The 26099-nt window shown below is 70.1% G+C and carries 26 protein-coding genes, 1 pseudogene and 1 riboswitch; of the genes and pseudogenes, 16 read left to right on the forward strand and 11 right to left on the reverse strand.

The genetic code is table 11. The annotated features are described in order from the left end of the window. The 4 genes from ON31_RS33965 to ON31_RS33980 are packed head-to-tail and all read right to left on the reverse strand — an operon-like array spanning window position 1 to window position 3506. Complete coding sequence (locus ON31_RS33965) at window positions 1–933, reverse strand: glycine betaine ABC transporter substrate-binding protein (RefSeq protein ID WP_051038304.1); 933 nt, start codon at window positions 931–933, stop codon at window positions 1–3. A 47-nt stretch (window positions 934–980) separates the two neighbouring features. Beyond that, window positions 981–1730 carry an ABC transporter permease gene (locus tag ON31_RS33970; RefSeq protein ID WP_029931976.1) on the reverse strand — a complete coding sequence of 250 codons (750 nt, stop codon included), beginning with the start codon at window positions 1728–1730 and terminating at the stop codon, window positions 981–983. Beyond that, window positions 1727–2908 (reverse strand): ABC transporter ATP-binding protein, encoded by a 1182-nt coding sequence (locus tag ON31_RS33975; RefSeq protein ID WP_039819298.1) that lies wholly within the window; start codon window positions 2906–2908, stop codon window positions 1727–1729. Before ON31_RS33975 ends, ON31_RS33970 begins: the two co-directional genes overlap by 4 nt. Further along, window positions 2901–3506, reverse strand: coding sequence for an ABC transporter permease (locus ON31_RS33980; protein WP_370450470.1), 606 nt, complete (start codon window positions 3504–3506; stop codon window positions 2901–2903). The genes ON31_RS33975 and ON31_RS33980 overlap by 8 nt, the downstream gene beginning before the upstream one ends. A gap of 170 nt (window positions 3507–3676) precedes the next feature. Beyond that, a riboswitch (cobalamin riboswitch) is annotated at window positions 3677–3803 on the forward strand. A gap of 37 nt (window positions 3804–3840) precedes the next feature. Here ON31_RS33980 and ON31_RS33985 point away from each other — a divergent pair. The 8 genes and pseudogenes from ON31_RS33985 to ON31_RS34020 all read left to right on the forward strand — a co-directional run bounded on the left by ON31_RS33985 (window position 3841) and on the right by ON31_RS34020 (window position 14079). Then, window positions 3841–5436 (forward strand): ABC transporter substrate-binding protein, encoded by a 1596-nt coding sequence (locus ON31_RS33985; RefSeq protein ID WP_039819299.1) that lies wholly within the window; start codon window positions 3841–3843, stop codon window positions 5434–5436. A gap of 2 nt (window positions 5437–5438) precedes the next feature. Beyond that, a complete protein-coding gene (locus ON31_RS33990) occupies window positions 5439–6416 on the forward strand; it encodes an ABC transporter permease (RefSeq protein ID WP_039819300.1) in 978 nt (325 codons plus the stop codon). Then, entirely contained in the window at window positions 6413–8842 is a 2430-nt protein-coding gene (locus ON31_RS33995) for an ABC transporter ATP-binding protein/permease (protein ID WP_051038277.1), read from the forward strand. Before ON31_RS33990 ends, ON31_RS33995 begins: the two co-directional genes overlap by 4 nt. 129 nt (window positions 8843–8971) lie before the next feature. Beyond that, window positions 8972–9891: pseudogene (locus ON31_RS34000) on the forward strand (alpha/beta hydrolase). 110 nt (window positions 9892–10001) lie between these two features. Continuing rightward, a complete protein-coding gene (locus ON31_RS34005; RefSeq protein ID WP_039819431.1) occupies window positions 10002–10304 on the forward strand; it encodes a hypothetical protein in 303 nt (100 codons plus the stop codon). 29 nt (window positions 10305–10333) lie between these two features. Then, complete coding sequence (locus ON31_RS34010) at window positions 10334–10660, forward strand: hypothetical protein (protein WP_143979926.1); 327 nt, start codon at window positions 10334–10336, stop codon at window positions 10658–10660. A gap of 53 nt (window positions 10661–10713) precedes the next feature. Further along, complete coding sequence (locus ON31_RS34015; RefSeq protein ID WP_039819302.1) at window positions 10714–12753, forward strand: M3 family metallopeptidase; 2040 nt, start codon at window positions 10714–10716, stop codon at window positions 12751–12753. Window positions 12754–12867: 114 nt separating this feature from the next. Further along, the gene (locus ON31_RS34020) at window positions 12868–14079 is read left to right on the forward strand and encodes a glycosyltransferase 87 family protein (RefSeq protein ID WP_255222373.1); all 1212 of its coding nucleotides are present in this window, start codon (window positions 12868–12870) and stop codon (window positions 14077–14079) included. A gap of 6 nt (window positions 14080–14085) precedes the next feature. Here ON31_RS34020 and ON31_RS34025 read toward each other — a convergent pair whose 3' ends face one another. Further along, window positions 14086–15297, reverse strand: a complete 1212-nt coding sequence (locus ON31_RS34025) for a pyridoxal phosphate-dependent aminotransferase (RefSeq protein ID WP_039819433.1) — start codon at window positions 15295–15297, stop codon at window positions 14086–14088. 93 nt (window positions 15298–15390) lie between these two features. Between ON31_RS34025 and ON31_RS34030 the strand changes: the two genes are divergently transcribed. Then, the gene (locus ON31_RS34030) at window positions 15391–15978 is read left to right on the forward strand and encodes a winged helix-turn-helix transcriptional regulator (RefSeq protein WP_051038278.1); all 588 of its coding nucleotides are present in this window, start codon (window positions 15391–15393) and stop codon (window positions 15976–15978) included. A gap of 12 nt (window positions 15979–15990) precedes the next feature. Here the strand turns inward: ON31_RS34030 and ON31_RS34035 are convergent, their stop codons facing one another. Both ON31_RS34035 and ON31_RS34040 read right to left on the reverse strand, forming a co-directional pair. Then, complete coding sequence (locus ON31_RS34035) at window positions 15991–16521, reverse strand: DUF8020 domain-containing protein (protein WP_039819434.1); 531 nt, start codon at window positions 16519–16521, stop codon at window positions 15991–15993. Window positions 16522–16766: 245 nt separating this feature from the next. After that, window positions 16767–17081: a hypothetical protein gene (locus ON31_RS34040; RefSeq protein ID WP_029931990.1), complete on the reverse strand. Its 315-nt coding sequence runs from the start codon at window positions 17079–17081 to the stop codon at window positions 16767–16769. A 304-nt stretch (window positions 17082–17385) separates the two neighbouring features. Here ON31_RS34040 and ON31_RS34045 point away from each other — a divergent pair, with 304 nt between their 5' ends. Genes ON31_RS34045 through ON31_RS34070 form a run of 6 tightly spaced genes read left to right on the forward strand, consistent with a single transcriptional unit; the run spans window position 17386 to window position 22736 of the window. Then, on the forward strand, window positions 17386–18405 hold the full coding sequence (locus ON31_RS34045; RefSeq protein ID WP_147287183.1) for a zinc ribbon domain-containing protein: 1020 nt from the start codon (window positions 17386–17388) through the stop codon (window positions 18403–18405). Next, the gene (locus tag ON31_RS34050; protein WP_255222374.1) at window positions 18390–19202 is read left to right on the forward strand and encodes a hypothetical protein; all 813 of its coding nucleotides are present in this window, start codon (window positions 18390–18392) and stop codon (window positions 19200–19202) included. The genes ON31_RS34045 and ON31_RS34050 overlap by 16 nt, the downstream gene beginning before the upstream one ends. A 28-nt stretch (window positions 19203–19230) precedes the next feature. Then, window positions 19231–19716, forward strand: coding sequence for a hypothetical protein (locus ON31_RS34055; RefSeq protein WP_039819308.1), 486 nt, complete (start codon window positions 19231–19233; stop codon window positions 19714–19716). Between the two features lie 12 nt (window positions 19717–19728). Beyond that, on the forward strand, window positions 19729–21450 hold the full coding sequence (locus tag ON31_RS34060) for an asparagine synthetase B family protein (protein WP_039819309.1): 1722 nt from the start codon (window positions 19729–19731) through the stop codon (window positions 21448–21450). Window positions 21451–21493: 43 nt separating this feature from the next. Next, window positions 21494–22225, forward strand: a complete 732-nt coding sequence (locus ON31_RS34065; protein ID WP_039819310.1) for a hypothetical protein — start codon at window positions 21494–21496, stop codon at window positions 22223–22225. Window positions 22226–22265: 40 nt separating this feature from the next. Further along, window positions 22266–22736: a CinA family protein gene (locus tag ON31_RS34070; RefSeq protein WP_172544844.1), complete on the forward strand. Its 471-nt coding sequence runs from the start codon at window positions 22266–22268 to the stop codon at window positions 22734–22736. Here the strand turns inward: ON31_RS34070 and ON31_RS34075 are convergent. The 4 genes from ON31_RS34075 to ON31_RS34090 are packed head-to-tail and all read right to left on the reverse strand — an operon-like array spanning window position 22733 to window position 25450. After that, window positions 22733–22951 (reverse strand): CDGSH iron-sulfur domain-containing protein, encoded by a 219-nt coding sequence (locus ON31_RS34075; protein ID WP_039819313.1) that lies wholly within the window; start codon window positions 22949–22951, stop codon window positions 22733–22735. The two genes, ON31_RS34070 and ON31_RS34075, sit on opposite strands and share 4 nt — an antisense overlap. Continuing rightward, window positions 22929–23585: a HemK2/MTQ2 family protein methyltransferase gene (locus tag ON31_RS34080; protein ID WP_039819315.1), complete on the reverse strand. Its 657-nt coding sequence runs from the start codon at window positions 23583–23585 to the stop codon at window positions 22929–22931. Before ON31_RS34080 ends, ON31_RS34075 begins: the two co-directional genes overlap by 23 nt. Window positions 23586–23616: 31 nt before the next feature. Continuing rightward, window positions 23617–24621, reverse strand: coding sequence for an iron-containing redox enzyme family protein (locus tag ON31_RS34085; RefSeq protein WP_039819316.1), 1005 nt, complete (start codon window positions 24619–24621; stop codon window positions 23617–23619). A 1-nt stretch (window position 24622) separates the two neighbouring features. Next, entirely contained in the window at window positions 24623–25450 is an 828-nt protein-coding gene (locus ON31_RS34090; protein ID WP_051038279.1) for an RNA polymerase sigma factor SigF, read from the reverse strand. Window positions 25451–25588: 138 nt separating this feature from the next. Between ON31_RS34090 and ON31_RS34095 the strand changes: the two genes are divergently transcribed. Beyond that, entirely contained in the window at window positions 25589–26092 is a 504-nt protein-coding gene (locus ON31_RS34095; protein WP_039819437.1) for a flavin reductase family protein, read from the forward strand. The last annotated feature ends 7 nt before the right edge of the window (window positions 26093–26099 follow it).

Genomic DNA, 26099 nt, shown 5'->3' on the forward strand with positions numbered 1-26099 from the left:
TCACCCGATGGTGACGAATCCCCGCTCCGCCATCCACTCGCGCGCCACCTGCGCCGGTTCGCGGCCCTCCACATCCACCTGCCGGTTCAATTCGGTGATGGTCTCGCTGGTGAGCAGTCGCGAGATCGGGGTCAGCACCTCGATCACCTCCGGATGCGCCGTGGCGAAATCCTCCCGCATGACCAGGGCCGCATTGTATTTCGGGAAGAATCCGCGATCGTCGGTGAGCAGCCGCAGATCCAGTGCGGGAATACGGCCGTCGGTGGCGGCGACGGAGCCGAAGCGGCACTGGCGGGCATCGGCGACGGCCTGATAGACGAGCGCGTCCTGCACGATCTGCTTCGGCACCCGACCGGCGTCGATGCCGTAGGTGCGCGTCATGCCCGGGAAGCCGTCTTGGCGCACATTGAATTCGGTGCCGACACAGGTGGCGGCAGCGGCCGGATCGGCGGCGACCAGCGCCGCGTAGTCGGACAGGGTCCGCACCCCGGTCTCCTCGGCCGTACGGGCGCTGGTCGCGATGGCATAGGTATTGTTCATGGGAGCCATTGCCGCCCAGACCATTCCGTGTGCGGCCAGATCGGCGTCCCGCACCGCCTCGAACTGCTCCCGGGACCCCGGCACCGGGGTCTCGTTGCCCAGGTAGTTGATCCAGCCCGTCCCGGTGTAGTCGTAGGCGATATCGATCTGCCCGCGCTCCTGCGCGGCGCGCAGACTGTTGGAGCCGACGATATTGGTGAGGTCGCGCACCTGTGCCCCGGCCGCGGAGAGCGCGAACTCGATGAGGTACCCGAGCACGATCTGCTCGGTGAAGTCCTTGGAGCCGACCGTGATCGCCACCCCGTCCAGTGCGGGAACCGGCTGAACAGAGCCTGGCTCGACGCGCAGCGGCACCGCGCTACCCGCCTCCAGGCCGCAGGCCGCCGCCAACATTCCGATGGCGAGCAGCACGGCCGTGCAGCCGCGCCGGATCCGACCGTTCACCGCAACCCCCTCGGGCCGAGGAACCGCTCGGCCAGCGCCCCCAGCCAGTCGATGAACAGGGCGAGCGCCACCGTCAGCAGCGCGCCCACCCAGAGCGTCACATTGTCGCGCAGCTTGTAGCCGGTATCGATGAGGATGCCCAGCCCGCCCGCGCTCACCAGGAACGACAGGGTGGCGGTGCCCACCGCCAGCACCAGCGAGGTGCGCAGTCCCGCCAGAATGTAGGGCACGGCGAGCGGGAATTCGATGCGCCGCAGCACCGTCGCCGCCGACATGCCCTGGCCGCGACCCGCGTCGACGATCGCCGGATCGACCTCGTCGTAGCCCAGGATCGTATTGCGCAGCACCGGCAGCAGTGACAGCAGCACGATGGGGGCGACCCCGATCCAGAAGCCGGTGGTGCGGGTGATCAGATAGAACAGCACGATGAGGCCGATGGCCGGGGCCGCCGCGCCGATATTCGCCAGACCGACGAACAGCGGTGTGAGACGCCGGAATCGGGGGCGGGTGAGCAGGGTGCCCAGCGGTACCGCGATCACGACGACGATCGCGACCACGGTGACGGTGATGAGAACGTGCTGTCGGGTGACGGTGGCGATATTGTCGGCGGTGAGGCTGGCCCGCTGCGTGGCCGTGAGGTCGCGCGCGAAGGCCCACACCAGAACTCCCGCGCTCAGCAGCACCGCGAGCAGCGGCTGCGCCACCAGCCGGATGCGTTCGGCGCGCCGCTCGGCCCGCGCGGTCACGCCGAATCTCCCGCGTCCGCGCGCGCGTGCGCGGTCCGGATGGCGGACAGGTGCGCGACCAGCGTGTCGATGGTGATCAGACCGGCGTAGGCGCCGCGGCGGCCGGTGACGACGGCATTGGCGGTGCTGTCGGCGAGCAGCGCCTCCAGTGCCTCCTGCAAGGTGGACCGCAGCGAAACCGCCTCGCCCACCGGCGTTCCCACCTCCCGCAGTGAGGTCGCGTGCGCGAGCTGGGGGAGGGTGACCCAGCGCAGCGGGCGGCTGTGGTCGTCGAGAATCAGCCCGAAGTCGCGCTGACCCCTGGTGAGTGTCTCGCGCAGCAGGTCGACCGAGGAGCTCTCCACCACGGTGGGGCAGTCGCCCAGCCCGACGTCGGCGACCCGGGTGAGGGTGAGCTGTTTGAGCGCCGCGTCCGCGCCCACGAACCCGGCCACGGTCTCGTCGGCCGGTTCGGCCAGGATCGCGGCCGGGGTGTCGTACTGCAGGATGCGGGATCGGTTGCCCAGCACCGCGATACGGTCGCCGAGCTTGACCGCCTCGTTGAAGTCGTGGGTGACGAAGACGATGGTCTTGCGCAATTCGGCTTGCAGCCGCAGCAATTCGTCCTGGAGCAGGCCGCGGGTGATGGGGTCGACCGCGCCGAACGGCTCGTCCATGAGCAGCACCGGCGGATCGGCGGCCAGCGCCCGCGCCACCCCGACCCGCTGCTGCTGACCGCCCGACAGCTGGCGCGGATAGCGATCGCGGAAGGTGCCCGGATCGAGCCCCACCAGCTCGAGCATCTCGTCGACGCGCGCGGCGATGCGGGCGCGATCCCAGCCGACGAGGCCGGGGACGGTGGCCACATTCCGCGCCACCGTGAGATGCGGGAACAGTCCGGCCTGCTGGATGGAGTAGCCGATGCCGCGCCGCAACCGGTCCGGGTTCACCGCCGCGGTGTCGCGCCCGTCGATGGTGATGGTGCCCGAACTGGGTTCGATGAGCCGGTTGATCATGCGCATGGTGGTGGTCTTGCCACAGCCCGACGGCCCCACCAGCACCACCGTCTCCCCGGCCGGAATGGTCATGGAGACCCGGTCCACCGCCGGATCACGCTGGCCCGGATAGTGTTTGGTGACGGCGTCGAGCACGATCTCGGCCCCGGAGACGGCCGGTTCGACGCTGCTGGTGTCAGGCACGGATACCCCCGGAAGTGGTCAGTCGCCCGGTGAGGACGAGGAGTGCGTCGAGCAGCAGGGCCAGGACCACGATGAGCACCGTGCCGGTGAGCGCCTGCGGCACCGCCGTCGGCGTGCCCAGCCGGGCCAGTCCCGAGAAGATGAGATTGCCCAGGCCGGGACCCTTGGCGTAGGCGGCGATAGCGAGAATCCCCATGATCATCTGGGTGCTGACCCGCATGCCCGCGAGAATGGCGGGCCAGGCCAGCGGCAGTTCGATTCGCGTCAGCACCCGCAGCCGGTTCATCCCCACGCCCCGCGCGGCATCGGTCACCGCCGGATCCACCGCGGACAACCCGACGATGGTGTTGCGCAGGATCGGCAGCAGCGCGTACAGCACCAGCGCGGTGATGGTGGGCGGAACCCCAAGGCCCAGAACGGGAATCAGTATCCCGAGCAGTGCGAACGACGGAATGGTCAGGATGATGCTCGCGGTGGCGGTCGCCGCCGCCGACCCCAGCGGGCTGCGGTGCACCAGCGCCCCGATCAGCACCGCCACCACCGAGGCGATGGCGATGGCCTGCACCACCGCGGAGACGTGCAGATACGAATCCGTCATCAGCTGATGGCGATGGTCGACGATATAGCTCCACAGGGTGTCCAGTGCTCACCCCTCCCACTGGTCGGTGTCGCGGCCGAGCATAGTGGGGAAACCGCGACGCCCGGGGATTTCGCCGGACACCGTCGCACCGACGCCGACTGACCGAACGGTATGGTCTGACCCGACGCAGGGAACACCGGTGCGAATCCGGGGCTGTCCCGCAACTGTCACCGAGGAGCGATCCGCCGAGTACGGCCACGACCTGCCCAGGTTGGAAGGCCGGTGGGGAGCGTCGATCCGGGAGCCAGGATACCTGCGCCAGCGGTACGGGATCACACCCACGAGGATGGCAATGAACAACTACACATCAGCCCGGCCCGGCTTCGGTCGCCGGCGTTTTCTGCTCGGCGGCATGGGCGCACTCGGCGCGGTCGCGCTGGGCGGCACCGGCATGCTCACGGGCTGCGGCAGCGAGACCGCTCCGGCGGGCGCACCGGATGGGCCACCGCGCCCGGGCGGGCGGCTGCGGTCGGTGATCGCGGGCCGCTCCGCGACCTCCGATGTGCTCGATCCGCACCAGGCGGGTAGTTCGGCGGGCGGCGCGGTCTCGAAGAACGTGTGGGACAAGCTGGTCGCGTACAACAACGACCTGACCCTGCGCTACCGACTCGCGGAGTCGCTGGAACCCAACGCCGACGGCAGCCAGTGGCGGATCCGGCTGCGCCCCGGGGTGGTCTTCAGCGATGGCACGCCGCTGACCTCGCGGGATGTGCTGTGGAGTTTCGAGCGCATGCTGGATCCGGCCAAGAAGTCCTCCGGTGACCTCGCGGCGGTCGACATGTCCCGCAGCCGCGCCGAGGGCGACCTCGACGTGCTGGTGGCGATGAAAACCCCGCTGGCCGACTTCGGTTCGGTGCTGGCGGGCTGGTACTGCTACATCGTCAAGGACGGCACCGGCGTCATCGACGGCTCCGTACTGCCGGTGGGCACCGGTCCGTTCGCACTGGAACGCTGGTCGCCCGGCGACCGGACGCTGCTGCGCCGCAACGAACGCTACTGGGACGGGCGTCCCCTGCTCGACGAGGTGGAGATCATCCAGATCGCCGAGACCGAGGCGCGGGTGAACGCCTTCCTGTCCGGGGAAGCCGATGTGGTGCACGAGATCTCGTACCTCCAGGCGCGCACGCTGTCCAGCGATCCCGACACCACCGTGGTGGTGCCGCCCGCGGGACTGATGGGCGCGTTCCAGATGCGGGTGGACACACCGCCTTTCGACGATGTGCGGGTGCGGCAGGCGATGCGTCTGGCGGTGGACCGGCAGGCCATGGTCGACGCGGTGTACTACGGCTACGCCGAGGTCGGCAATGACATCTACGGCAAGGGAGCGCCGTTCTACCACGACGGACTGCCGCAGCGCTCCTACGATCCGGACCGCGCGCGAGAACTGCTGCGCGCGGCGGGCAAGGAGAATCTGACTGTCACCCTGCCCACCGCCGACGGCACACCGGGCATGCTCGAATCGGCCACGCTCTTCGCCGAGCAGGCCAAGGCCGCGGGCATCACCATCAACCTGGAGTCGGTTCCGGCCGACACCTATTTCTCGCAGGTCAGCGGTAAAGCACCGCTGTCGCATATCGGTTGGTGGAACTACAGTCTCGACTACTTCTACGGCCAGACCATGACCAGCGGCTCACCGAGCAACGGCACCGGCTGGCGGCGGCCCGAGTGGGACGCCACCTTCGCGCAGGCCCGCGCCGCCATGGATCCGCGGCGGCGCGCGGCGCTGTATCGCGAACTCCAGGAAGAGCTCTGGAACGAGGGCGGCTACATCCTGCACAGCTTCGCCAAACGTCCCGACGCGGCCAAGAACTACGTCGGCGGCGTGCGCGACGGCGTGCCCGGCACCGACGACTGGGCCAACTACGCCACCACCTGGCTCGCCACCTAGGCATGCTCGGCTATCTGGCACGGCGCGTCGGCGGCGGTCTCGGAGTGCTGCTCGCCGTCGCGCTCGCGGTGTTCGGCCTGTTCGAATCGCTGGATTCGGATGCGGCCACGGTGAAACTGTCGCGCACCGGCGGCGGTGACCCCACCCCGGAGCAGTTGGCCGCGGTGCGCGCCGAACTCGGGCTGGACCGGCCCGCGCCGGTGCGCTTCGTGGCGTGGCTGACCGGCTTCGTCCGCGGTGACTTCGGGACCTCGCTCATCTCGGGACGGCCGGTGGACGAGGTGCTGCTCGGCCGGGTGGCCAATAGCGCCACCCTGGCGGCCATCACCGTCGCGCTGCTGATTCCACTCGCCCTGACACTCGGACTGCTGGCGGGAGCGCGGGTCGGGTCCCGCACCGATCGGCTGATCAGCACGGCGGCGCTGGCCGCGGAATCGGTGCCGTCCTTCGTCTTCGGCGTCCTGCTGGTGGCGACCGTATCGCTGTCGCTGCGGCTGCTGCCCGCGGTATCGCTGCTGCCGACCGGCGCGAGCCCGTGGAGTCGCCCGGAGATTCTGGTGCTGCCGGTGCTGTGCCTGTTGATCGGACTCTCGCCGCATCCGGTGCGGCTGGTGCGGGCGCAGACCGCGGAGGTCATGTCCCGGCCCTTCGTTCGGACCGCGCGGCTCAATGGCATTCGCGGGCCGGGACTGCTGCTGCGGCATGTCGCGCCCAATGCGGTGTCGGCGTCGATTCAACCGCTCGCCGGATCGGTGGTCGGGCTGATCGGCGGAATCGCCGTGGTGGAAACGCTGTTCAGCTATCCGGGCCTGTCCCAGGAGCTGCTGCGCGCCATCGAGGCCAGGGACTTCCCGTTCGTGCAGTCGGCGGCCGTGCTGCTGGCCGCGGTCGGTATCGGGGTCTATCTGGTCGCGGATCTGCTCACCTTGATGGTGAGTCCGAAGGTGCGGCACCTGGCCGTCGCGGGGGAATCGTCATGAGTCGTAGACCGATTCGTTCCGGCTGGCTGTTCGTCACGCTGGCCGTGCTGCTGGTGGTGCTGCTCGGACCGGCTCTCGCGCCGTACGGGCCGACCGCGGCCGTCGCGCCGCCGTTTCAGGGGCCGTCGGGGAGTCATCCGCTCGGGACGGATGTGGTGGGCCGCGATGTGCTCTCGCGGGTGTTGCACGGCGGGCTGCCGCTGCTGTCCACTGCCGGGCTGGCTCTCGTGGTGGCCTATGCGCTGGGGCTCGGGCTGGGGCTGATCGCGGGACTGCGCCGGACGGTGGACGGCTGGATCATGCGGCCCGTGGACGCCATCGTGGTGATTCCCTGGTTCCTGCTGCTCGCGGTGATCGCCACCGCCATGGGTGCGGGACCGGCCGCGATCGTGGTGACCACGGCCCTGGCGTCGGTGCCGTGGATCATCCGCATCGTGCGCACCGGCACGATGGAGGTCGCCGCCACCGGCTATCTCGAATCGGCGCGGGCGCGGGGGGAACCGCTGTGGCGGCTCGCGGTGGTCGAGGTACTGCCCAATCTGCGGTCCGTGGTGCTGGCCGATGCCGGAGTCCGCATGTCGGCCAGCATCTCCATGGTCGCGGTGAGCGGATTCCTGGGTTTGGGACTGCGGCCGCCCTCCGCGGACTGGGCGCTCATGATCACCGAGAACCGGCCCGGCTTCGGGATGCAGCCGTGGGCGGTGCTGGCACCCGCGCTGCTGATCATGGTGCTGGTGGTGTCGGTCAACATGGTCACCGACCGAGCGCTGAGTTCCGCGCGTTCGGTGGGAGCGTGGTCGGCGGATGTGCGGCGCGCCGGGATACGACAGGGGGGCGTGCGCGGGGCGGGTGTGCACCGCGCGGGATGGCGGCAGATGGGGTCGCGCGACGTGGTACCGGTGGCCGGACCGGGGTTGACTGTGGCCGGGCTCGATGTTCGCGATGCCGCCGGAAATGCTGTGCTGGAGGATATCTCGGTGCACGTGCCCGCGGGAAGCGGCTTGGCCGTGGTCGGTCCCTCCGGCGCGGGCAAGACCACCTTCGCGCTGGCGCTGCTCGGCGCGCTCCCGGACGGACTGACGGCCTCCGGCGCGGTGGGGCTCGGCGAGAACGGGCAGCGCCGCGCCGTGGGGTACGTGCCGCAGGATCCGGCGACCGGCCTCAACCCCGCGCTGCGCATCGGCAGCGTCCTGCGCGACATCGCCAGGCGGCACGGCGAATCCGACATCGCCGCGAGCGTGGCTGCGGCGCTGCACCGCGTCGAACTGCCTGCCGACCGCGCCTTCCGGCGTCGCTTCCCGCACGAGCTGTCCGGCGGTCAGCAGCAGCGGGTGTTGCTGGCCATGGCCCTGCTCGGCGACCCCGCCCTGCTGGTCCTCGACGAGCCGACCACGGGACTGGACGCGCGCACGCGGGATCGGTTGGTGGACACGCTGCTTCGCATCCGCCGCGACCGCACGAGCACCCTGCTCGTGATCACCCACGACCTCACCTCGGTTACTCCGCTCATCGACGACGTGCTGGAGCTGGACGCGGGGCGGTCGGTGCCACCGGTGACGCACGGAAGCGTGTCACCGCCGCCGAGAAACGGCGCATCCGGGTTTCCGTGTGATGGCGAATCCGCGACGCCCGGCGGGGTGGGCGGCTCGGTATCGAGGTCGCGGTGCACCGGTGCGGCCGCGCCGGTGCTGCGGGTGGACGGGCTCACGGTCGGGCATGGGCGGCGTGGGGGCTTCCGCCCCGTGGTGGAGGGGCTGTCGTTCGAGCTGCGCGCGGGGGAGTGCCTTGCCGTGACGGGGCGGTCCGGGGCCGGAAAGACCACGGTGGCACGGGCATTGGCGGGTCTGCACGCACCGGTGCGGGGTGCGGTCGAGCTCGACGGGACCCCCTTGCGTCCGCGCGTCGACCATCGGCCGACCGAGCATCGGCGCGCCATCCAGCTGGTCTTCCAGAATCCGGCCACCTCGCTCAATCCGGCCTACCGCATCGGTGCGCAGATCGGGCGGCCGCTACGACTGCTGCACGGACTCGACGATGCCGCCGCCGGACAACGGACCCGCGAGCTGCTCGCCGGTGTCGGACTCGACGCGGGGCTGCGCCTGCGACGGCCGGAACACCTGTCGGGCGGTCAACAGCAGCGCGTCGCCATCGCCCGCGCGCTGGCCGCCGCACCGCGCGTGCTGATCTGCGACGAGATCACCTCGTCGCTGGATCCGTCGTCACGGGACACCGTGCTCGACCTGCTCGAGCGGCTGCGACGAGAGGGGCTGGCGCTCATCGTGATCAGTCATCAGGAAGCCGTCATCGATCGGCTGGCCGATCGTGTGCTGGAGCTCCCGGAGCACGGCGCGGACGGTGGCGCGATATCGCCGTCGAAGGTGTCCCCGGAGACGTTCCCACTTGCGCCATCCGGTAAATCCCACTGAGCCACAGCAGGATTCGTCGCTCAGGAGTAGCGTCCACAGTGGGACTACGGTGGGAGGTACGTGGTGGACGGGGTCGTGCGGTCCGGAGATCGAGGGGTGATTCACGCGTGGTTGCGGGTGGTCGTCACGATGGTGGCGGCCGTCGCGCTCATGGCCTCGCTCGGTGCGGCGGTGGCCGATGCCGCCCCGGCGCGGCGCGCACCGGCCGGTGGTTTTCAGGAACTGTGGGTGCCGTCGAGCATGGGCCCCATCAAGGTACAGGTGCAGTGGGCGGCACGGGGTGGGAGTGCCGCGCTGTACGTGCTCGACGGGTTGCGCGCGCCGGACGACCACAGCCAGTGGACCAGTGACACCGATGCCCTGCGCCAATTCGCGGGTGACAACGTGACATTGGTGTTCCCGGTCGGCGGGCGGTCGAGCTTCTACACCGACTGGTATCGGCGGAGCGGGACCAACGGCCAGCGGCTGACGTACCGGTGGGAAACCTTCCTGACTCGGGAACTGCCCGCTTTTCTGGCGCGGTACGGCGTATCCCGCACCAACAACGGCATAGTCGGCGCTTCCATGGGCGGCAATGCCGCACTCGTCCTGGCGGCCCACCACCGCGACCAGTTCCGCTTCGCGGGCAGCTTCTCGGGGTTCGTGAATCCGACCTTCCCGCTGTGGCACGAGGCCATGCGAGCGGCGATGTGGGATGAGGGCCGTTTCAACGTCGACGACATGTGGGGTGTCCGGCGGGCGATCCCGCCTGGCGGCGCAATGACGCCACGGTGCAGGCCGAACGGCTGCGCGGCCTACCGATGTACATCTCCACCGGCAACGGCGTCCCCGGCCTGCCCGACATCGGCTACGGCCTCGGCAATACCGCCAATGCCATGGCCCTGGAGGCCATGACCCAGACCGCCGCCCGCATCTTCCACGACCGCCTCGCCGCCCTCGGCATCCCCGCCCGCTTCGACTTCGTCCAGGGCACCCACGTCTGGCCCTACTGGCAGCAGGCCCTCGCCACCGCCCGCCCCATGATCCTCGACGCCCTCCGCGCCCACTGACCAGAGGCAACTGGTCGGTCGCATCTCATGGCCTGGCGGCGGTGATATCCGCCCGCGGGCCGCGAGTACTGTCGAAGGGCATTGTTCGAACTCTGGTGGAGGTTGTGCTGATGGCTCGAATTCCCACGTCGTTGCTCGCGGCCGGTGGGCTCACCGGTGGTTTCGCGCTCGCACAGGCGACCAAGCAGCGGCAGTTGGGTGGGGCGGTGTTCGCGGCGGGGACCCTCGCAGCGGTGCCGCGGTGGTACAAGACCGCCGGTGCCGGGGGTGCGGCGGCGTTGACCGGGATGGCGATCGGGGCCATGGGGGCCTCGCATCCGCTGGCGAAGAAGATCGGGGCCTGGCCGTCGGTGGCGGTGGTCTCGAGCGCGGTGGCGCTGGCCGCCTGGGTCGCGGTCGACCGGCGGGCCTGAACACCCGCGTCCGGCACCGGGAAGTCGTCGTGAGGGAGCGGGCCGTGGCGGCCCTGCGGGTGACGGTCGCGGTCACGGGCCGCGATACGGCCGAGATCACCTGGTCACCCGCCGGGGACGCCCGCGTCAAGTTCGAGTACGCGCGAATCTTCCTGGTGCCCTTGGGTACCGACGCAACCCGCCGGTACCTGGAACTCGTGGACGGCCGCCGCACCGCGGCCGTGCTGCGCCTGCCCGCCCTCCCCGACGGCGACTACGCCATCGAGGTCGACGCCTACGGCAGCGCCAGCTGGGGCGACGGCAGGCTCGACGGTCGCGGACGCAGCGCCGCCTTCACCCTCGGCGATCGGGGCTGAGCCGCGCTCCGGTCGCGGCGCCGCCTGTCCGGCGCGCCGCATAAAGTTGCGCCATGACGATCAACCCGTTCTTCGGGCGCAGCCCGCTTCCGTACGAACTCCCCGTCTTCGCGGAGATCGCCGACGAGCACTACCTGCCCGCGTTCGAACGGGGAATGGCCGAGCAGCTGGCCGAGGTCGCGGCCATCACCGCCACCGGTGCGGAACCGACCTTCGCGAATACGATCGAGGCCCTGGAACGCTCGGGTGCCCTGCTGACCCGGGTGTCGAATGTGTTCTTCAACATCGCCTCCGCCGACTCCACCGAACGGATCGAGGCCATCGAGGCGGACATCTCGCCGCGGCTGGCGGCGCACCGGGACGCCATCCACCTGGACCCGGCCCTGTTCGCCCGCGTCGAAACGCTGTACGAGCGGCGTGACGAACTCGATCTGGACGCCGAACAGGCACGGCTGCTGGAGCAGTACCACATTCGATTCGTTCGCGCCGGTGCCCGGCTGGATGCGGCGGGCCAGGCCAGGCTTCGTGAAATCAATGCCGAACTCGCCGCGGCGGCAACGGAATTCGGGCAGCGCAACCTGGCGGCCGCCAATGCCGCCACGCTGATCCTCGACAGCGAGGCACAACTGTCCGGGCTCTCGCCCACGGCCGTCGCCGCCGCGGCCGAACTCGCCGCATCGCTCGGGCACCAGGGCAAGTGGGCATTGAGCCTGCAGAACGTCTCCAATCAGCCGGTGCTGGCGCAACTGGCCGACCGGGAGGTGCGGCAGCGGGTCATGGCCGCCTCGCTGGGGCGCGGCTTCGACGGCACTGGTGACAACGCCGCGCTCGCGGCTCGCATGGCCGCACTGCGGGCCGAGCGGGCGACGCTGCTCGGCTACCGCGACCACGCCGCCTACGCGGTCGCCGACCAGACCGCGAAAACCGTCGCGGCGGTGGAGGATATGCTCGCCCGCCTGGTCCCGCCCGCGGTCGCCAATGCCGAGCGTGAGGCCGCCGAACTCACCGCCGCCATGCGGGCGGAAGTCGGCGCCGACGCCGAAATGCGCTCCTGGGACTGGCAGTTCTGGTCGGAAAAGGTACGCGCCGAACGCTTCTCGGTGGATGCCGAGGCACTGCGCCCGTATTTCGAACTGGAACGCGTGCTCTTCGACGGCGTGTTCTTCGCCGCCGAACAGGTCTACGGCATCACCCTGCGGGAGCGGAAGGATCTGATCGGCTACCACCCCGAGGTCCGGGTCTTCGAGGTCTTCGACGTCGACGGCGCACCGCTGGGGCTGTTCCTCGGCGACTTCTTCACCCGCCCGTCCAAACGCGGCGGCGCATGGATGAACGAACTGGTCAGCCAGTCGGCGCTGTTGCGACAGCGGCCGGTGGTGGTCAACAATCTCAATATCGTGAAGCCGCCGGAATCGGAACCGGCCCTGCTCACCTGGGACAATGTCCGCACGCTCTTCCACGAGTTCGGGCACGCGCTGCACGGGCTGTTCTCGAACGTGCGCTATCCGTTCTTCGCCGGCACCGAGGTGCCGCGCGATTTCGTCGAGTTCCCGTCGCAGGTGAACGAGATGTGGATGTCGCATCCGGCGGTGCTGCCCAACTACGCCAGACATGTCGAGACCGGCGCGCCCATGCCCGCCGAGCTGGTCGAGCGCATGGCCGCGGCCGAACGCTTCGGCGAGGGTTTCCGCACCGTCGAGTATCTGGCCGCCGCGCTGCTGGACTGGGCGTGGCACCGCATCGCCGCCGACGCACCGGCCGACGCCGAGGCGTTCGAACACCAGGCGCTCCGCGCGGCCGGAATCGCGCTCGCCGCCATTCCGCCGCGCTACCGCACCGGTTATTTCGCCCACATCTTCGCCGGGGGCTACGCGGCGGGCTACTACTCCTACATCTGGAGCGAGGTGCTCGACGCCGACACCGTGGAGTGGTTCGCCGACGGTGCGGCCCCGATCCGGGACAAGGGCGAGACCTTCCGACGGGAACTGCTCTCGCGCGGCGGCTCGGTCGATCCGCTCACCGCCTTCGCGGCCTTCCGCGGCCGGGCCCCGGAGGTCGGACCACTGCTCGTCCGACGCGGCCTGACCGCCTGAGCCGCCCACGCGCGGGTTCATATCGGGCGGGTATCGCCGGTATAGTCGCCGCGGATGAGTTGTTCCACCGCTGTTGCTGTGCCGAAGTCGCCGGACCGCCGTTCGAGGCGGGTCATGTGGCTGGTTCCGCTATTGTGCGCGGGCCTGGCCACGCTGTGCCTCACCGCGTCGGTCTGGCCGTTCAAGGAGATCAGCGGCGGCTTCATCGACCTCCAGGTGTACCGGCTGGGTATCGATACGCTGCGGCGTGGCGGTGACCTGTACGGGCAGTTGCCGCAGACCACCATCGGCATCGGGCTGCCGTTCATCTATCCGCCCTTCGCCGCGCTGGTGCTCATGCCGTTCGCGCTGGTGCCCTGGCCGGTGGCGGCCGTGGCCTTCTTCGTGACCTCGGTGGCCGCGCTGGCGGTCACGCTCTACGTGGTCGCCCGACGGATCTGGCCGGGCGCGGGGCGCCGTCGGCTCGCCGTCTTCGTCACCGCGTGCGCGACGCCGCTGGCGCTGCTGCTGGAACCGGCCCGTTCGACGCTGGACTTCGGCCAGGTCAACCTGCTACTGATGGCGTTGGTGGCGGCCGACTGCCTGGTGGAGAAGCCGCGGTGGCGGCGCGGCGCGCTGATCGGCATCGCCGCCGCGGTCAAATTGACCCCGGCCGCCTTCGTGCTCTACTTCCTCATCCGCCGCGATTACCGCGCCGCCGTCACCGCCGCGGTCACGGGGGCCGCCGCGACCGCGGTCACCTTCCTGGTGCTGCCCCGGAGTTCGATCGACTACTGGTTCGGCGGGCTGGGCAATGCCTCCGGGCTCAGCGGGTCGGCGTTCCATACCAATCAGTCGATCCAGGCCGTGCTGACCCGGCTCTCGGTGCACAAGCCGCTGTCCACCATCCTGTGGTTGGTGATCGCGGCGGCGCTGCTGGTGCTGGTGGTGGCGGCCATGCGCCGGGCCGTGGACTGCCCGCCGCTGCTGCTGGCCATCAACGCGGTGTTCACGCTGCTGGTCTCGCCGATCTCGTGGTCGCACCATTGGATCTGGATCGCTCCGGCCCTGCTCGCCATGGTCGGATACGCGACGCGACTGCCGTGGCGGCAGGGGATCGGCTGGTACGCGGCGGCCGCCGTCACGGCCGCGATCTACGTGATCGGTCCGCAGAACTGGCTGCCGGACGGGGAGCATCGCGAGACGACCTGGACGCCCTGGCAGCACTTCATCGGCAATACCTACATCTGGTGGAGTCTGCTGCTGGTGGCGCTGTTCCTGGTGGCCACCCGGCGGCGGTCGCTGCCCGCCGCCGTCACCGCACCCGAGCTGACGCCCGCCCGGTAGCGGACGCTACTGGCGATAGGTCGCCAGGAAGCGGCCGATGCGCTCGATGATCGCCTCCAGATCGTCGGCGTGCGGCAGGGTGACGATCCGGAAGTGGTCCGGCCGCGGCCAGTTGAAGCCGGTGCCCTGCACGATGTGGATCTTCTCCTGGAGCAGCAGGTCCAGAATGAACTGCTCGTCGCTATGGATCGGGTACATGTCCAGGTCGATGCGGGGGAAGGCGTAGAGCGCGCCCTTGGGCTTGACGCAGGAGATGCCCGGAATGGCATTGAGCGCCTCCCAGGCGCGTTCGCTCTGCTCGCGCAGCCGCCCGCCCGGCAGGGTGAGGTCGTGGATGCTCTGATGACCGCCCAGGGCGGCCTGAATCGCCTGCTGCGCGGGCACATTCGCGCACAGGCGCAGCCCGGCGAGCATGGTCAGGCCCTCGAGGTAGTTCTCGGCATGCTGGGTGGGGCCGGTGACCACCAGCCAGCCGGAGCGGAAGCCCGCGCAGCGGTACGCCTTGGACAGGCCGGAGAAGGTCAGGCACAGCAGATCCGGGGCCAGGGTGGCGGTGGCGGTGTGCGGGGATTCGTCGTAGCGGATCTTGTCGTAGATCTCGTCGGAGAACACCACCAGGCTGTGGCGGCGCGCGACCTCCAGGATCTGGCGCAGCACCTCGTCGGAGTACACCGCGCCGGTGGGGTTGTTCGGGTTGATGATGACGATGGCGCGGGTGCGGTCGGTGATCTTGGATTCGATATCGGCGACATCCGGGAACCAGTCCGAGGATTCGTCGCACACGTAATGCACGGGACGGCCGCCGTTGAGCGTGGTGGCCGCCGTCCAGAGCGGGAAGTCCGGTGCGGGAACGAGGACTTCGTCGCCGTTCTCCAGCAGCGCCGTCATCGCCATCATGATCAGTTCGGAGACGCCGTTGCCCAGGAAGACGTCCTCGACGTCCACATCGGGCAGGCCGAGCGTCTGGTAGTACTGCACCACCGCCCGGCGCGCGCTGAGCAGGCCCTTCGAGGTGCAGTAGCCGCTGGAGCCGGGCAGGTTGCGCACGATGTCCTGAAGGATCTCGGCGGGCGCCTCGAAGCCGAACGGCAGCGGGTTGCCCGTGTTGAGCTTCACCACATGATGACCCTCGGCCTCCAGCCGCGCGGCGTGTTCGGCCACCGGGCCGCGGATCTCGTAGGAGACACCCGCCAGCTTGCTGGACTGCTTGACCTGCATGAACAACCCCTTCTCGATCCGGTTGCCGCACACTCTACTTGGAAAATCAAAGTTTGTGCTTGGAATTTCCAAGTGACACGTTACAGTGGGCTCGTGCCACGCCGAAGCTACGACCACTACTGCGCCGTCAGCCGGGCCCTCGATATCGTCGGGGACCGCTGGAGCCTGCTGGTGGTGCGCGAATTGTGTTCCGGGCCGCGCCGTTACAGCGATCTGTTCGCCGATCTACCCGGCATCAGCACCGATATGCTCGCCGCCCGGCTCAAGGATCTGGAACGCGAGGGCATCCTGACGCGCGGGCGGGCCGGAACGCGGGCCGCGACGGTCGTGTACGAACTCACGCCCGCGGGACTCGCGCTGCGGCCCGTACTGGACGCGCTCTCCGCCTGGGGAACGCCACTGCTCGGCGAGCGCCGCGCCACCGACGCCGTACGCGCCCACTGGTTCGCGCTGCCGCTGGGACGCGCTGTGGCCCAACTGGTTCCGGAGGGCACCGTCACCGTGCGCATCGGCGATACGGTGTTGCACTACACGGTCACCGACAGCGGGATCGCCCATTTCGACGGTCCCGCCGTCGACCCCGACCTCGAACTCCATCTCGATCTGTCCGCGGCCATCGCGGTGGCCACGGGCGCTCGGTCGCTCACCGAGGCGGCCAGAACGCCTGCGCCGGAACGGTGAACGACCCGTTGTTCACCACGCCGCGCCGATGAATCCGCCGATGACGGCACCGACGAAGCAGCCGACGATCGCGCCGACCAGGAAGAACCAGATCCCGATCAGTACGCCGATCACGCAGCCGATCGCGATGCCCGCGAAGATGTGGCCGGGGCCGCCGGCCTCATTGACGAAGGGCAGATCCTGAGAGGTGAGCGCGGCCGGCGTCGGTCCGCCCACCGGGGCGAGGGTCAGTTCGGTATCGCTGTGCAGAGTCGGCGTGACGGCGAGGTTCGCGCCGGCCTCCGTGCGCAGGCTGGTCGGGATCGCCCCGACGACCGCGCCATTGTCCGCCACCACCTGCACGGCGTCCGGCGTCAGCACGAATGTGCCGGAGGCGAGGGTGATGAGGGCATTCGAATGATCCGCGGCCAGGGTCGCGGTGTAGCCGACCGGGCCGTCCACTCCGCTGACGCTGAGGCCCGCCTGGCCGTGAGCCGTTGCCATGGTGATTCCGGTGGCCGCTACGGCGAGTATCGCTGTCGCCACCAACTTCCTGATAGACATTTTCTCTTCCATCCGTTCGGGTTTCCTTTGACGTTCCCCCGACGAACGGCACTGGACGGTATGAAAATGATGCGCTTGCGGGCCGTTTGCTGTCCAGAGGGGTGCGCGGTCCCCCGAAAGCGTCTTCGGGTCGGGTTCGTGCCACCCATCGGTGCCCTGCGGCGGCGGGCACAGATGCGACGGAGCCGACGCGGCCGGGCGCGGTGTCCGGCCTCGTCGGCTCCGAATGGCTGAGCGTGGAGTTGTCAGCCGATCAGGCGGCAGGCGCCCGTGCCGTCCGCCTCGCCCTCGCGCGGCGGGATGCCGGCGATGGTGCAGTACGCTCCGGCGGGCATGGGGGTGATCTTGATGTCGGGGCCGCTGATGCAGTTCACGAACGCCGGGTAGCCCTGGATCGCGAACTGGACCTTCTGGTACTCACCATTGCCGGTCTCGTGGCAGACCTGGGTGGCCTGCGCGTCGAAGTCGGCGGGGTTACCAGCGCTGGCGGTGCCGCCGCCGAAGGCGGTCAGCGCGGCCGCGGCGACGCCCACCAGTGCCGCAGTCCGGACGTTGATCATATGAATCTCCTTGCTGTGGGGATGCTTTGGTTCCAATTCCCGACCTCGGGATACCGTACGGGGCGACTGCCCTCCCGGCCAAGAATTCCAGCTACTGATCGGGAAAACCGGCTGTTCCGTGGCCCGGCGGAAGGCGAGGACCTCGGAGCCCGCCCACGGCGACGGTTCCCGGACGGTCCGATCCAGGTGGTGGTGGACGCCGATTTCGCCCGCGTCCGCGCGTGCGGCGGTGCCGATCCCCGCGAGAAACCTCGTAGTCCGCACTAATCTGGACTCGGCTACCGCCGTGGGTCGAGATGAGGGCGTGTTTGTGATCTGTCCGCATTGCAGTGCGAATCTGCTGCGCCGAGAGCGGGGTGATCGGCGGTGTTCGACGTGCGGACGGTCCTTCGCCCTCGAACCCAAGGAGAGTCCGCTCGGGCTGCACGATCTGCGCCTGCGCAGACTGGTCGACCGGCTCCGGGACGAACGGGAGCTGCGCTATACGGCGGCGCAGCTGTGGTACGCGGCCTCCCGGACGAAACTGCCCGACGGACTCGGGCTGTTCCGCGGTGTGCGGCTGGCGGTCTGCGCCACCGTCGTGGGATTCGGCCTCCTGGTCTGGTTGGGCGGTGTGTCGGGGTTCGCGGCAATCGTGATCACCGCCGTGCTGGTGGTGCTGGCCGTACTCGGCATGCGGCGGGTGCGGCCCTGGTTCGCCGAGCGTGCTGTGATCCGAATGCCGGTGCCCTACGACAGCTTTCGTGCCGATGTCATCGGCGCGTGGGCGCACACCTACGGCGCCGCGCCCCCGGGCGTGGTGGACGAGAACACGATTCGGCCCCCGGCGGTGGATGATCCCCGGTACGCGGTGCTGTGTCAGGACCGCAGCGTGCTCGCCTGCCTCACCGCAAATGACGTGGCCGGGACCTGGTCGATGCTGGTGACGGACCGAATGGACCTGCTGCCCGCCGACATTCCGGTATTCCTCCTGCACGATGCCAGCGTGCGCGGCGTCACGTTCGCCGTCGACGCCCGGGCGGCGCTGGGTAGCCGCGCCGTGACGGTGGGCCTGCTGCCGCATACCGTCGCGATGAGCCGATCGGCCCTGCGGCTGCGGGAACCGTGGCACGGCGACGCCGATCTGGACCGGCTGCGGCGAGAGGGCCTGCCGGAGTCGGGGATCGAATGGCTGGCCGAGGGCTGGTGGGCGCCGATCGCCGCCGTACCGCCCGCCAAACTGCTCTCCGCACTGGGGCGGGCGATCGAGCGGGTGGACGCCGCGGGCGACCCTGACCACGACCGGGCCCGTCGGATCGGGTTCCTCTCATGGCCGACCGGATGAGACGGGCGCTGCTCGACCGGCTGCTGCCCGGGGCGGTCGAGCGGGCGGGCGCGCCGGGCGGGCTGCGGTTCACCGAACGTCAGCTGTATCACGAACTCTGCCGGGCGGCATGGCCGCGGCTGCCGCGCCGACCGCTGTTCACGGTGCCGACCACGGTGCCGTATCCGGCCTTTCGGTCCGCGCTGCGGCGCTACGGCGAGATCCCCGGACTGCTCACTTGCACCCCGTCACACCCCCGGCCCGCCGGTCGGCACACCCCCGAACCCGATCTCTTCGACTACGGACTGCCGCGCCTGCTGGTCGCCGAATCCGACGCCGTCGCCCAGATGCTGCGCGCCAACGGCGTGCCCATGGAATCCGCCTGTCCGGTGCTGAGCGCGGCCGAGCTGCCGCTCGACACGCGCGTCGTCGACATGCTCGCGCGGGCGTCGGGGACCATCTATCTGCTGCACGACGCGAGCCCGGCGGGGCTCACCTTTCCGGCGCGGTTCACCACCGGGACCGAGGTACCGCCGGGCGTCCGGGTGGTGCCCCTGGGTCTGCGGCCGCGACAGGCAGGTGCGCTGCACCTGGCGCACCACACCGGGCCCACGCCGGATATGCCTGCACCGCACCTGGATTCGTGGGAGCGTGCCTGGTTGCGCCGCGGCCGATCCGTGGACGTGGAGGCGGTGCGACCGGCGGCGCTGCTGCGCACCGTGCACCGCCTGGTACGGACCGTGCGTCCGCCCCGATCCGCCCTGGCGGGGCTGCGCACCGCGCGGTCCGCGGGCTTTCTGACCTGGCCCGCCCCCTGAGGCCGCCCGCGCGTAGGAGATATCAGCCGTGCCGCAGCGACAGACCACCTACACCGACGAACTGCTCGCCGACGCGACCGTGCACCGGCGCTACTCGGACGGACGCGAGGAATGGCGCACCCGGGGTCCGCACGGGCTGGTGCACTGGCAGGACGACCGCGGCGATTCGGGAACCGATGAGCCCCTGGGCCGTTCGATCGTCAAACGCACCCACCGCGACGGCCGGGTGCGCTACGGACGCGAGGGCGGTTACGGCCGAACCCGGTGGAGCGACGGGGAACTCACCGTCAACCGATCCTCCTTCGGCGGCCGGGTCGGTGCGCTGCTGGCGGTGGTGACCGGCGGTGCGCTGCTCGGCACCGTGGCCGTGCCGCCGCAGACGCTGACCGCGGCACAGGAGGAAGAACTAAGGCGACAGGCGGAGCAGAGCGGATCGGCGGACTTCGGCGGCGGGGACACGGGAGGCTACGGCTACTGGGGTGGCGATGCGGACGATGACGACGATTTCGGCTGAGGGGGATAACCGATGTCACGATGGTGCGCGGTGCTGACCCCGGACGATCCGGGTGGTCAGCTGCGGGCGATGGGCGCCGACCCGGTCGCGGTGGGCGGCCGATATGCGCTGGGTCTGCTGGCGGGTCCCGGCGTGGCGGGGTTCTTCACCGCGGGTGAGCTGACCGCGGTCGGCGAGGTGACGCTGTTCCACGCGGAGCGGTTGCGTGCCCGGCTCGGGGCGGACGCGCCGCCCCCGGACCGCCCGGACGGCGAACTGCTGCTGCACGCCTACCGCCGCTTCGGCCTCGACGGCATCGCCGCGGCGGACGGAATGTTCACCCTCGCCGTCGCCGACGGCCCGGAACTGGTGCTGATCCGCGACCACGTCGGCGCCCGCACCCTCTTCCACGCGCGGGCCGGGACCGCCTGGGCGGCAACCACTTCCCTGCGCGCCCTGCAGCGGTGGCCGCGACTGCGCACCGGGCTGCATCTGCCCGCGGTGCGCACCTTCCTCACCTTCGCCTACCTGCCCGGGCGGGAGACCCTGCTGCGCGGCGTCGAGGAGGCGCTGCCGGGCCGCTGTGTGCGACTGCGCGCCGACGGCTCCACCACCGAGGAGATCTACTGGGAGCCAGCGGAGATCGACGATCCGCGCGCCGAGGCGGAGCACGCGCCCGCCCTGCGCGCACTGCTGGAAGCGGCGGTGTCCACACGTCTGCCCGCCGCGGCACCGGTCGGCGTGCTGCTCTCCGGCGGCATCGACAGCAGCCTGGTCACGGCGCTCACAGCGAGCATCCACGACCGTGCCGTGCGCTCCTACTCCATCAGCTTCGGCCCGGACGCGCCCGACGAACTCGCCTACTCGGGACTCGTCGCCGCGCACTGTCGCACCCGGCACCGGGTGCTCACCGTGCCGGGCGCGGCGGTCGCCGCGCGGCTGGCGGAGACGGTCGCGCTGCTGGACTGCCCGGTCGGCGACCCGCTGACCGTCCCCAATCTGATGCTCGCCGAGGCCGCCGCCGCGGACGGTATCCGGGTGCTGCTCAATGGCGAGGGCGGTGACCCGGTCTTCGGCGGCCCGAAGAATCTGCCGATGCTGATCTTCGAACTCGCCCGCGACGATCCGGACCCGGAGGCCAGGGCGCTGGCCTACCTGGACAGTTACCGCAAATGCCACGGCGATCTGCCGGTCCTGCTCACCCCCGCGGTGCTCGCCGAACTCGCCGCCTCCCCACCGCCGACCCGGCTGGTCGCACCCTATCTCCGCCAAGGCCGGATGAGCAGCCTGCTCAATCAGCTGCTGCACGCCAACCTGCGCACCAAGGGCGCGCACCACATTCTCACCAAGGTCGAACGGCTCACCGCGGCCTGCGGATTGGAGGGCCGCGCACCGCTGTTCGACCGCGCCGTCGTCGACTACGCCTTCCGGGTGCCGCCGCGCTGCAAACTGGCGGGGACGCGGGAGAAATGGATCCTCAAACAGGCCGTGCGCGATCTGCTGCCGTCGACCATTGTCGACCGGCCCAAGAGCGGAATGCGAGTACCGGTGCAGCAGTGGCTGTCCGGCCCGCTGCGCGAACTCGGCCACGACCTGTTGCTCGGCGAATCCGCGCGCGCCCGTGGCCTGTTCCGCGAGGACACCGTGCGGACCTGGCTGCGCGGTGACGGCGTGCTGCTGCCGCGCCAGGGCGGCAAGCTGTGGTTGGTGCTGTCGCTGGAACTGTGGCTGCGCTCCTTCGGAGTAGGACCCTGACACCGGCGAAAGACGAACCACCGCAGCAGTTTCGAGGAGCATCATGACCGAACCACGCCTGAAGCGCGACGCCGACGCGGAGAACGAGATCCACGACCTGTCCGACTTCGTGGACGCGGGCCGCAATGTCGTCACACCGGTGGCGCAGTTCCCGCCGGAGGTCGCACTCGCGGTGGTGGAGGCGTTCGCGCGCATCGTCCGCGATGCCGCCGCCAGTGGCATCGCCACCAGTCCGGACGCCGACGGCATCGTGCGCGCCCAGACCTTCGAGGAAGGTGAGGTCTATCTGATCGAGACCCCCTTCGACGGGTTCTTCGCCGACCGGTACCTGATGGACTTCTACGATGCCGAGGAACGCGGCATCTGCTCACGCATGCACCTGCACACCGGACTGCGCTTCGTCCGCATGATGACCGGCCCCGACACCCATATCCGGGTCGGCAGCCTGTCCCCGTTCACGGTCACCCACATTCCGGGCGTGACCCCCTTCGCACCGGCCGAATTCACCGACACGCTGCCGAACACCCCGCCGGACGCCCACCGCACCCGCTACAACCTGGTCGTCCCGCCCTGCTCCTTCGTCGACATGCAGATCCCGCGCGGCGTCAGCCACCAGTTCAACGCCGTCGGCCCGCACGCCGTCATCGACTCGGTGCACCCCGAGGAGTCCATCGAGGTGTTCCGGGAACGGATGTCCGGTCCCAAGATGATGGCCCAAACCGTCTTCCTCGCCGACGAACTGCCCCCGGCCGCCACCTGTACGAGCCTGTCGTAGCGACGGTCGGCAACCGGCGGGCGTCGGTAAGGTGGAATCCGTGTCCGACACCGGGGAACTCGCGTCCGCGCTGGCCCGGATCGCCCTGCGGTCCGGACGTACCATCGCGGTCGCGGAATCACTGACCTGCGGGAAGATCAGCGCCGCCCTCGGCGCCGCACCGGATTCGGCGCAGTGGCTGCGCGGTGGACTGGTGGCCTACAGCACGGAGGTCAAACGCAAGGTACTCGGCGTGCCCGATGTGCCGGTGGTGTCGGAGACGGCGGCACTGGCCATGGCCGCCGGGGTGCGCTCACTGCTGGACGCCGATCTCGCGGTGGCGGTGACCGGGGTGGGCGGACCTGATGCGCAGGACGGCGAGCCCGCCGGATCGGTGTGGCTGGCGGTCGACTCGGTGTACGGCTCCCGGGCGCGGCACCGGCAGTTCGACGGCCCGCCGGAGGATGTGCTGGCACGGACGGTGGAGACCGCGCTGCGCATGCTGGTGGAGGCGTCCGACCCGCTCGACTAGCGGGGCTGCTCGCGCAGGCGGCGGCGCTTGCGGTGACTGGTGTCGCACAGCGGATAGAGCGCCGAACGGCGACACAGGCACAACGCCACCACACAGCGGTCCGACCGGATGGTGCGTCCGTCGGCCGTGACGAGTTCCACCGGCCCCTCCACCAGGGCCGGTCCGTCGGCGGTGTAGGTGATCCGCCGCCGGTCACTGTCGGGGTCGGTCGGCACGGATCACCACCAACTCCTCATGTCGCTGGGAGGGATGGATGAGACCCGCACGGGCCAGCCGGTCGGCTTGGCGGCGCAGCACCGGACCGAACGGAATGGTGGCGCGGGCGACCACGGCGGCTTTCAGGCCGCCCTCGCGCAGGTGCGTCAGGGTGCGGTCGGTGCCGCAGAGGCTCGAATGGACGAGCAGCAGCATCCCGGTGCGCGACAGCACGCGGGGCGCGAGTCCACACACAGCGTCGACCGCGTCCCGGCCGTCCGATCCGGCGGCCCAGTTGCGTGCGGCACCCCGGGCCGGACCGTCCGAAGCCGCCGGAACATAGGGCGGATTGGCCAGGACCACATCGAAACGCCTGTCGTGCAGCATTTTTCGGATATCTCCACGCAGCAGCTCGATATCGATGCCCCGCATGCGGCAGTTCAGCCACGCCGAGGCCAGCGCGGCGCGGGAGATGTCCACCGCGGTCAGCGCCGCGGGACGGATCCGGGACGCGGCATGAATGGCCAGCGCACCGGTGCCGGTGCACATGTCCAGCACCCGGCCGTGCGGTGCGACGGCGGCATCGGCCAGAGCGCGAGCGAGCAGCCGGGTATCGGCCTGGGGGCGGTAGACGCCCGGTGCGCGAATCAACATCACGAATACCGGATAACCAGGAACCGGCGAGCTAATCGGCCGCGGCGGGCTCCCACAGCGACGGACGACCCTGCCGCCAGCAGGCGAGCACCTGGTCGGCGAACCGCTGTTCGAGCAGGTCGGTGGCCTGGATGCCGAAGACCACCGACTCGCGCAGCCCGGGTTCCCGCAGCAGCAGATCGCCGATCACATCGCGGCGCATGAGCTGCTCGTGCACCGCGTCCGCCTCCACGTGCTCGCGATAGAACCGCACGCAGGCTGGATGCGCGTCCAGGCGGGTCAGCGCCGCCACCATGTGCTGCGAGGCCGGTGGGGAGGTGATCTCCACGGCGGCGAAATGACCGATGCCCGCACCGCGCAGGCCGCGGTGCAACCCGAACAGCGACATCATGTCGACCAGGGCGAGCATGGGCGTGGCCGCGACCTCCAGGTAGTGCAGATAGCCGGGATGCAACTGCGCGCCCGCCAGCAGATCGGCGTAGAGCTCGGCGTGCACCCGGTCGCCCCGTCCGCCGCCGAACTCGTCGAACTCCACGGCCACCAGGGCGGCCTTGGACCAGCCGCGCAGGCGGGGGATCAGCCAGGCGTACGGGTCGGCCTCCTGGTGATGCAGCACCGATCGGTGCACGAAGTACTCGCGCAGTTGCCACATCTCGCCCTGATCGCGCAGGAACCCGCTCGGACCGCCCGCCTCGGCGGGGACCTCGAGCAGCCGGTCGAGTTCACCGTCCAGATCGTCGCCGCCCGGAGTGTCGGCGCGCAGGGCGGCCAGGAACACCTGCTCCAGACCGGCGCGCAGGCGCAGCAGTTCCGGATCCCACTCCCAGTCCGCGTCCACACCCGCCAGCCCCTGATAGTGCAGTTCGTAGCAGGTGTGCAGGGCCAGGTGCAGGTCGCGGCCGTAGGGATCGGCCGATGTGAGGCTCGGGGTGGGCACCGGCGTCCCCGGCGGTCGGCGCAGCGTCTCGACCACCGCCGCGGACAGTTCTCCGCAGGGCGCGGGCAGTGCCGTGACCGGTGCGCTCGTCGCAGTCATCTCAGGCCGCGCGTTCCTCGCCGAGTGCCTGGTGCCGCAGCTTCGCCAGGGTTTTGCTCAGAATGCGGGACACCTGCATCTGCGACACCCGCAGCTGGGCGGCGATCTGGGATTGGGTCATGTGCTGGTAGAAGCGCATGGTCAGGATCCGGCGCTCGCGTTCGGGCAGGGCCGCGATGAGCGGGCGCACCGCCATGGCGTCCTCCAGGAGGCGATAGCAGGGCTCCTCGGTGCCCAGCGTGTCCACCGTCCGGGGCGCGGGGTTGTCGTCCTCGGTGTGGGTCGCGGCGTCCAGGGAGTCGGCCTTGTAGGCCGTGCGGGCGATCAGCGCCTGGGTCACCTCGGTGAGTTCGACTCCGAGTTCGGCGGCGATCTCGCGGGCGGTGGGCTGACGGCGCAGCCGCTGCGTGAGACGGTCCACGGCCGGACCGATATTCCGCTGAATCTCCTTGGTACGCCGGGGCACCCGCAGCGCCCAGGTGTGGTCGCGGAAGTGGCGGCGCACCTCGCCCATGATGGTGGGCACCGCGAAGGACAGGAATCCGCTGCCCCGGCTCACATCGAAGCGATCCACGGCCAGCACCAGGCCCAGGGTGGCGATCTGATGCAGATCCTCGAATTCCTCGCCGCGTCCGGCGAAGCGGCGCGCGATGTGCTCGGCCAGCGGCAGGCACAGGTGCATGATCTGGTCGCGGATCTCGGCGCGGTGCGGATCATCGGGGGCCAGCGCGGCCAGCTTCTCGAACCACGGCTCGATATTGTCGTAACTGTCAGTGCCTGCCCTCAGCGGTTGGTCGGTTCGGCTCGTTCGGGTCTCTGCGGTCGGCATCGGCTGCTCCTCGCACTCCTCGGAAATCCGATGTCTTTCGGATACCCCGACTCTCGTTACCGAAACGTGATCGGCGAGCGGGATCCCCGTATCGGTTGTCGTGGCGAGGCGCGCGCGAATCACTGCTATACACGGGGCATGTCCGAAGGACCTGAGCCGCGAGCGGCGTTCGACGCGCTCGTCGCCGCCGCCGACGCGCCGATCGTCATCGTGACCGCGGCCGTCGACGACGAGCGGGCGGGCTGTGTGGTGGGGTTCGCCACGCAGGTCGCCATCGAACCCCCGCGCTTCCTGGTGTGCGTCTCCAGGGCCAATCACACCTACGGTGTCGCGCGGCGGGCGCACCATCTCGGAGTTCATCTGGTGGATCGCGAGAATATCGCTCTCGCGCAGTTGTTCGGGGCCGAAACCGGGGACGAGATGGACAAGTTCAGCTGGTGCCGGTGGTATGTGGGGCCGCACGGCGCGCCCCTGCTCGAGGAGGCCGCCGCCTGGTTCGTCGGCAGGGTGGTGGCGCGCCACGACTTCGGCGATCACGAGGGGGTGGTGCTGGCACCGGAGTACGGGGCGGGACCCGGCGCGCCGGTGACCGCGCTGCGCTACCACGACGTCGCCGATCTCGAACCGGGACATCCCAGCTGAGAATGCC

The organism is Nocardia otitidiscaviarum NBRC 14405 (genome assembly GCF_000308635.1).
Taxonomy (GTDB): Bacteria; Actinomycetota; Actinomycetes; order Mycobacteriales; family Mycobacteriaceae; genus Nocardia; species Nocardia otitidiscaviarum.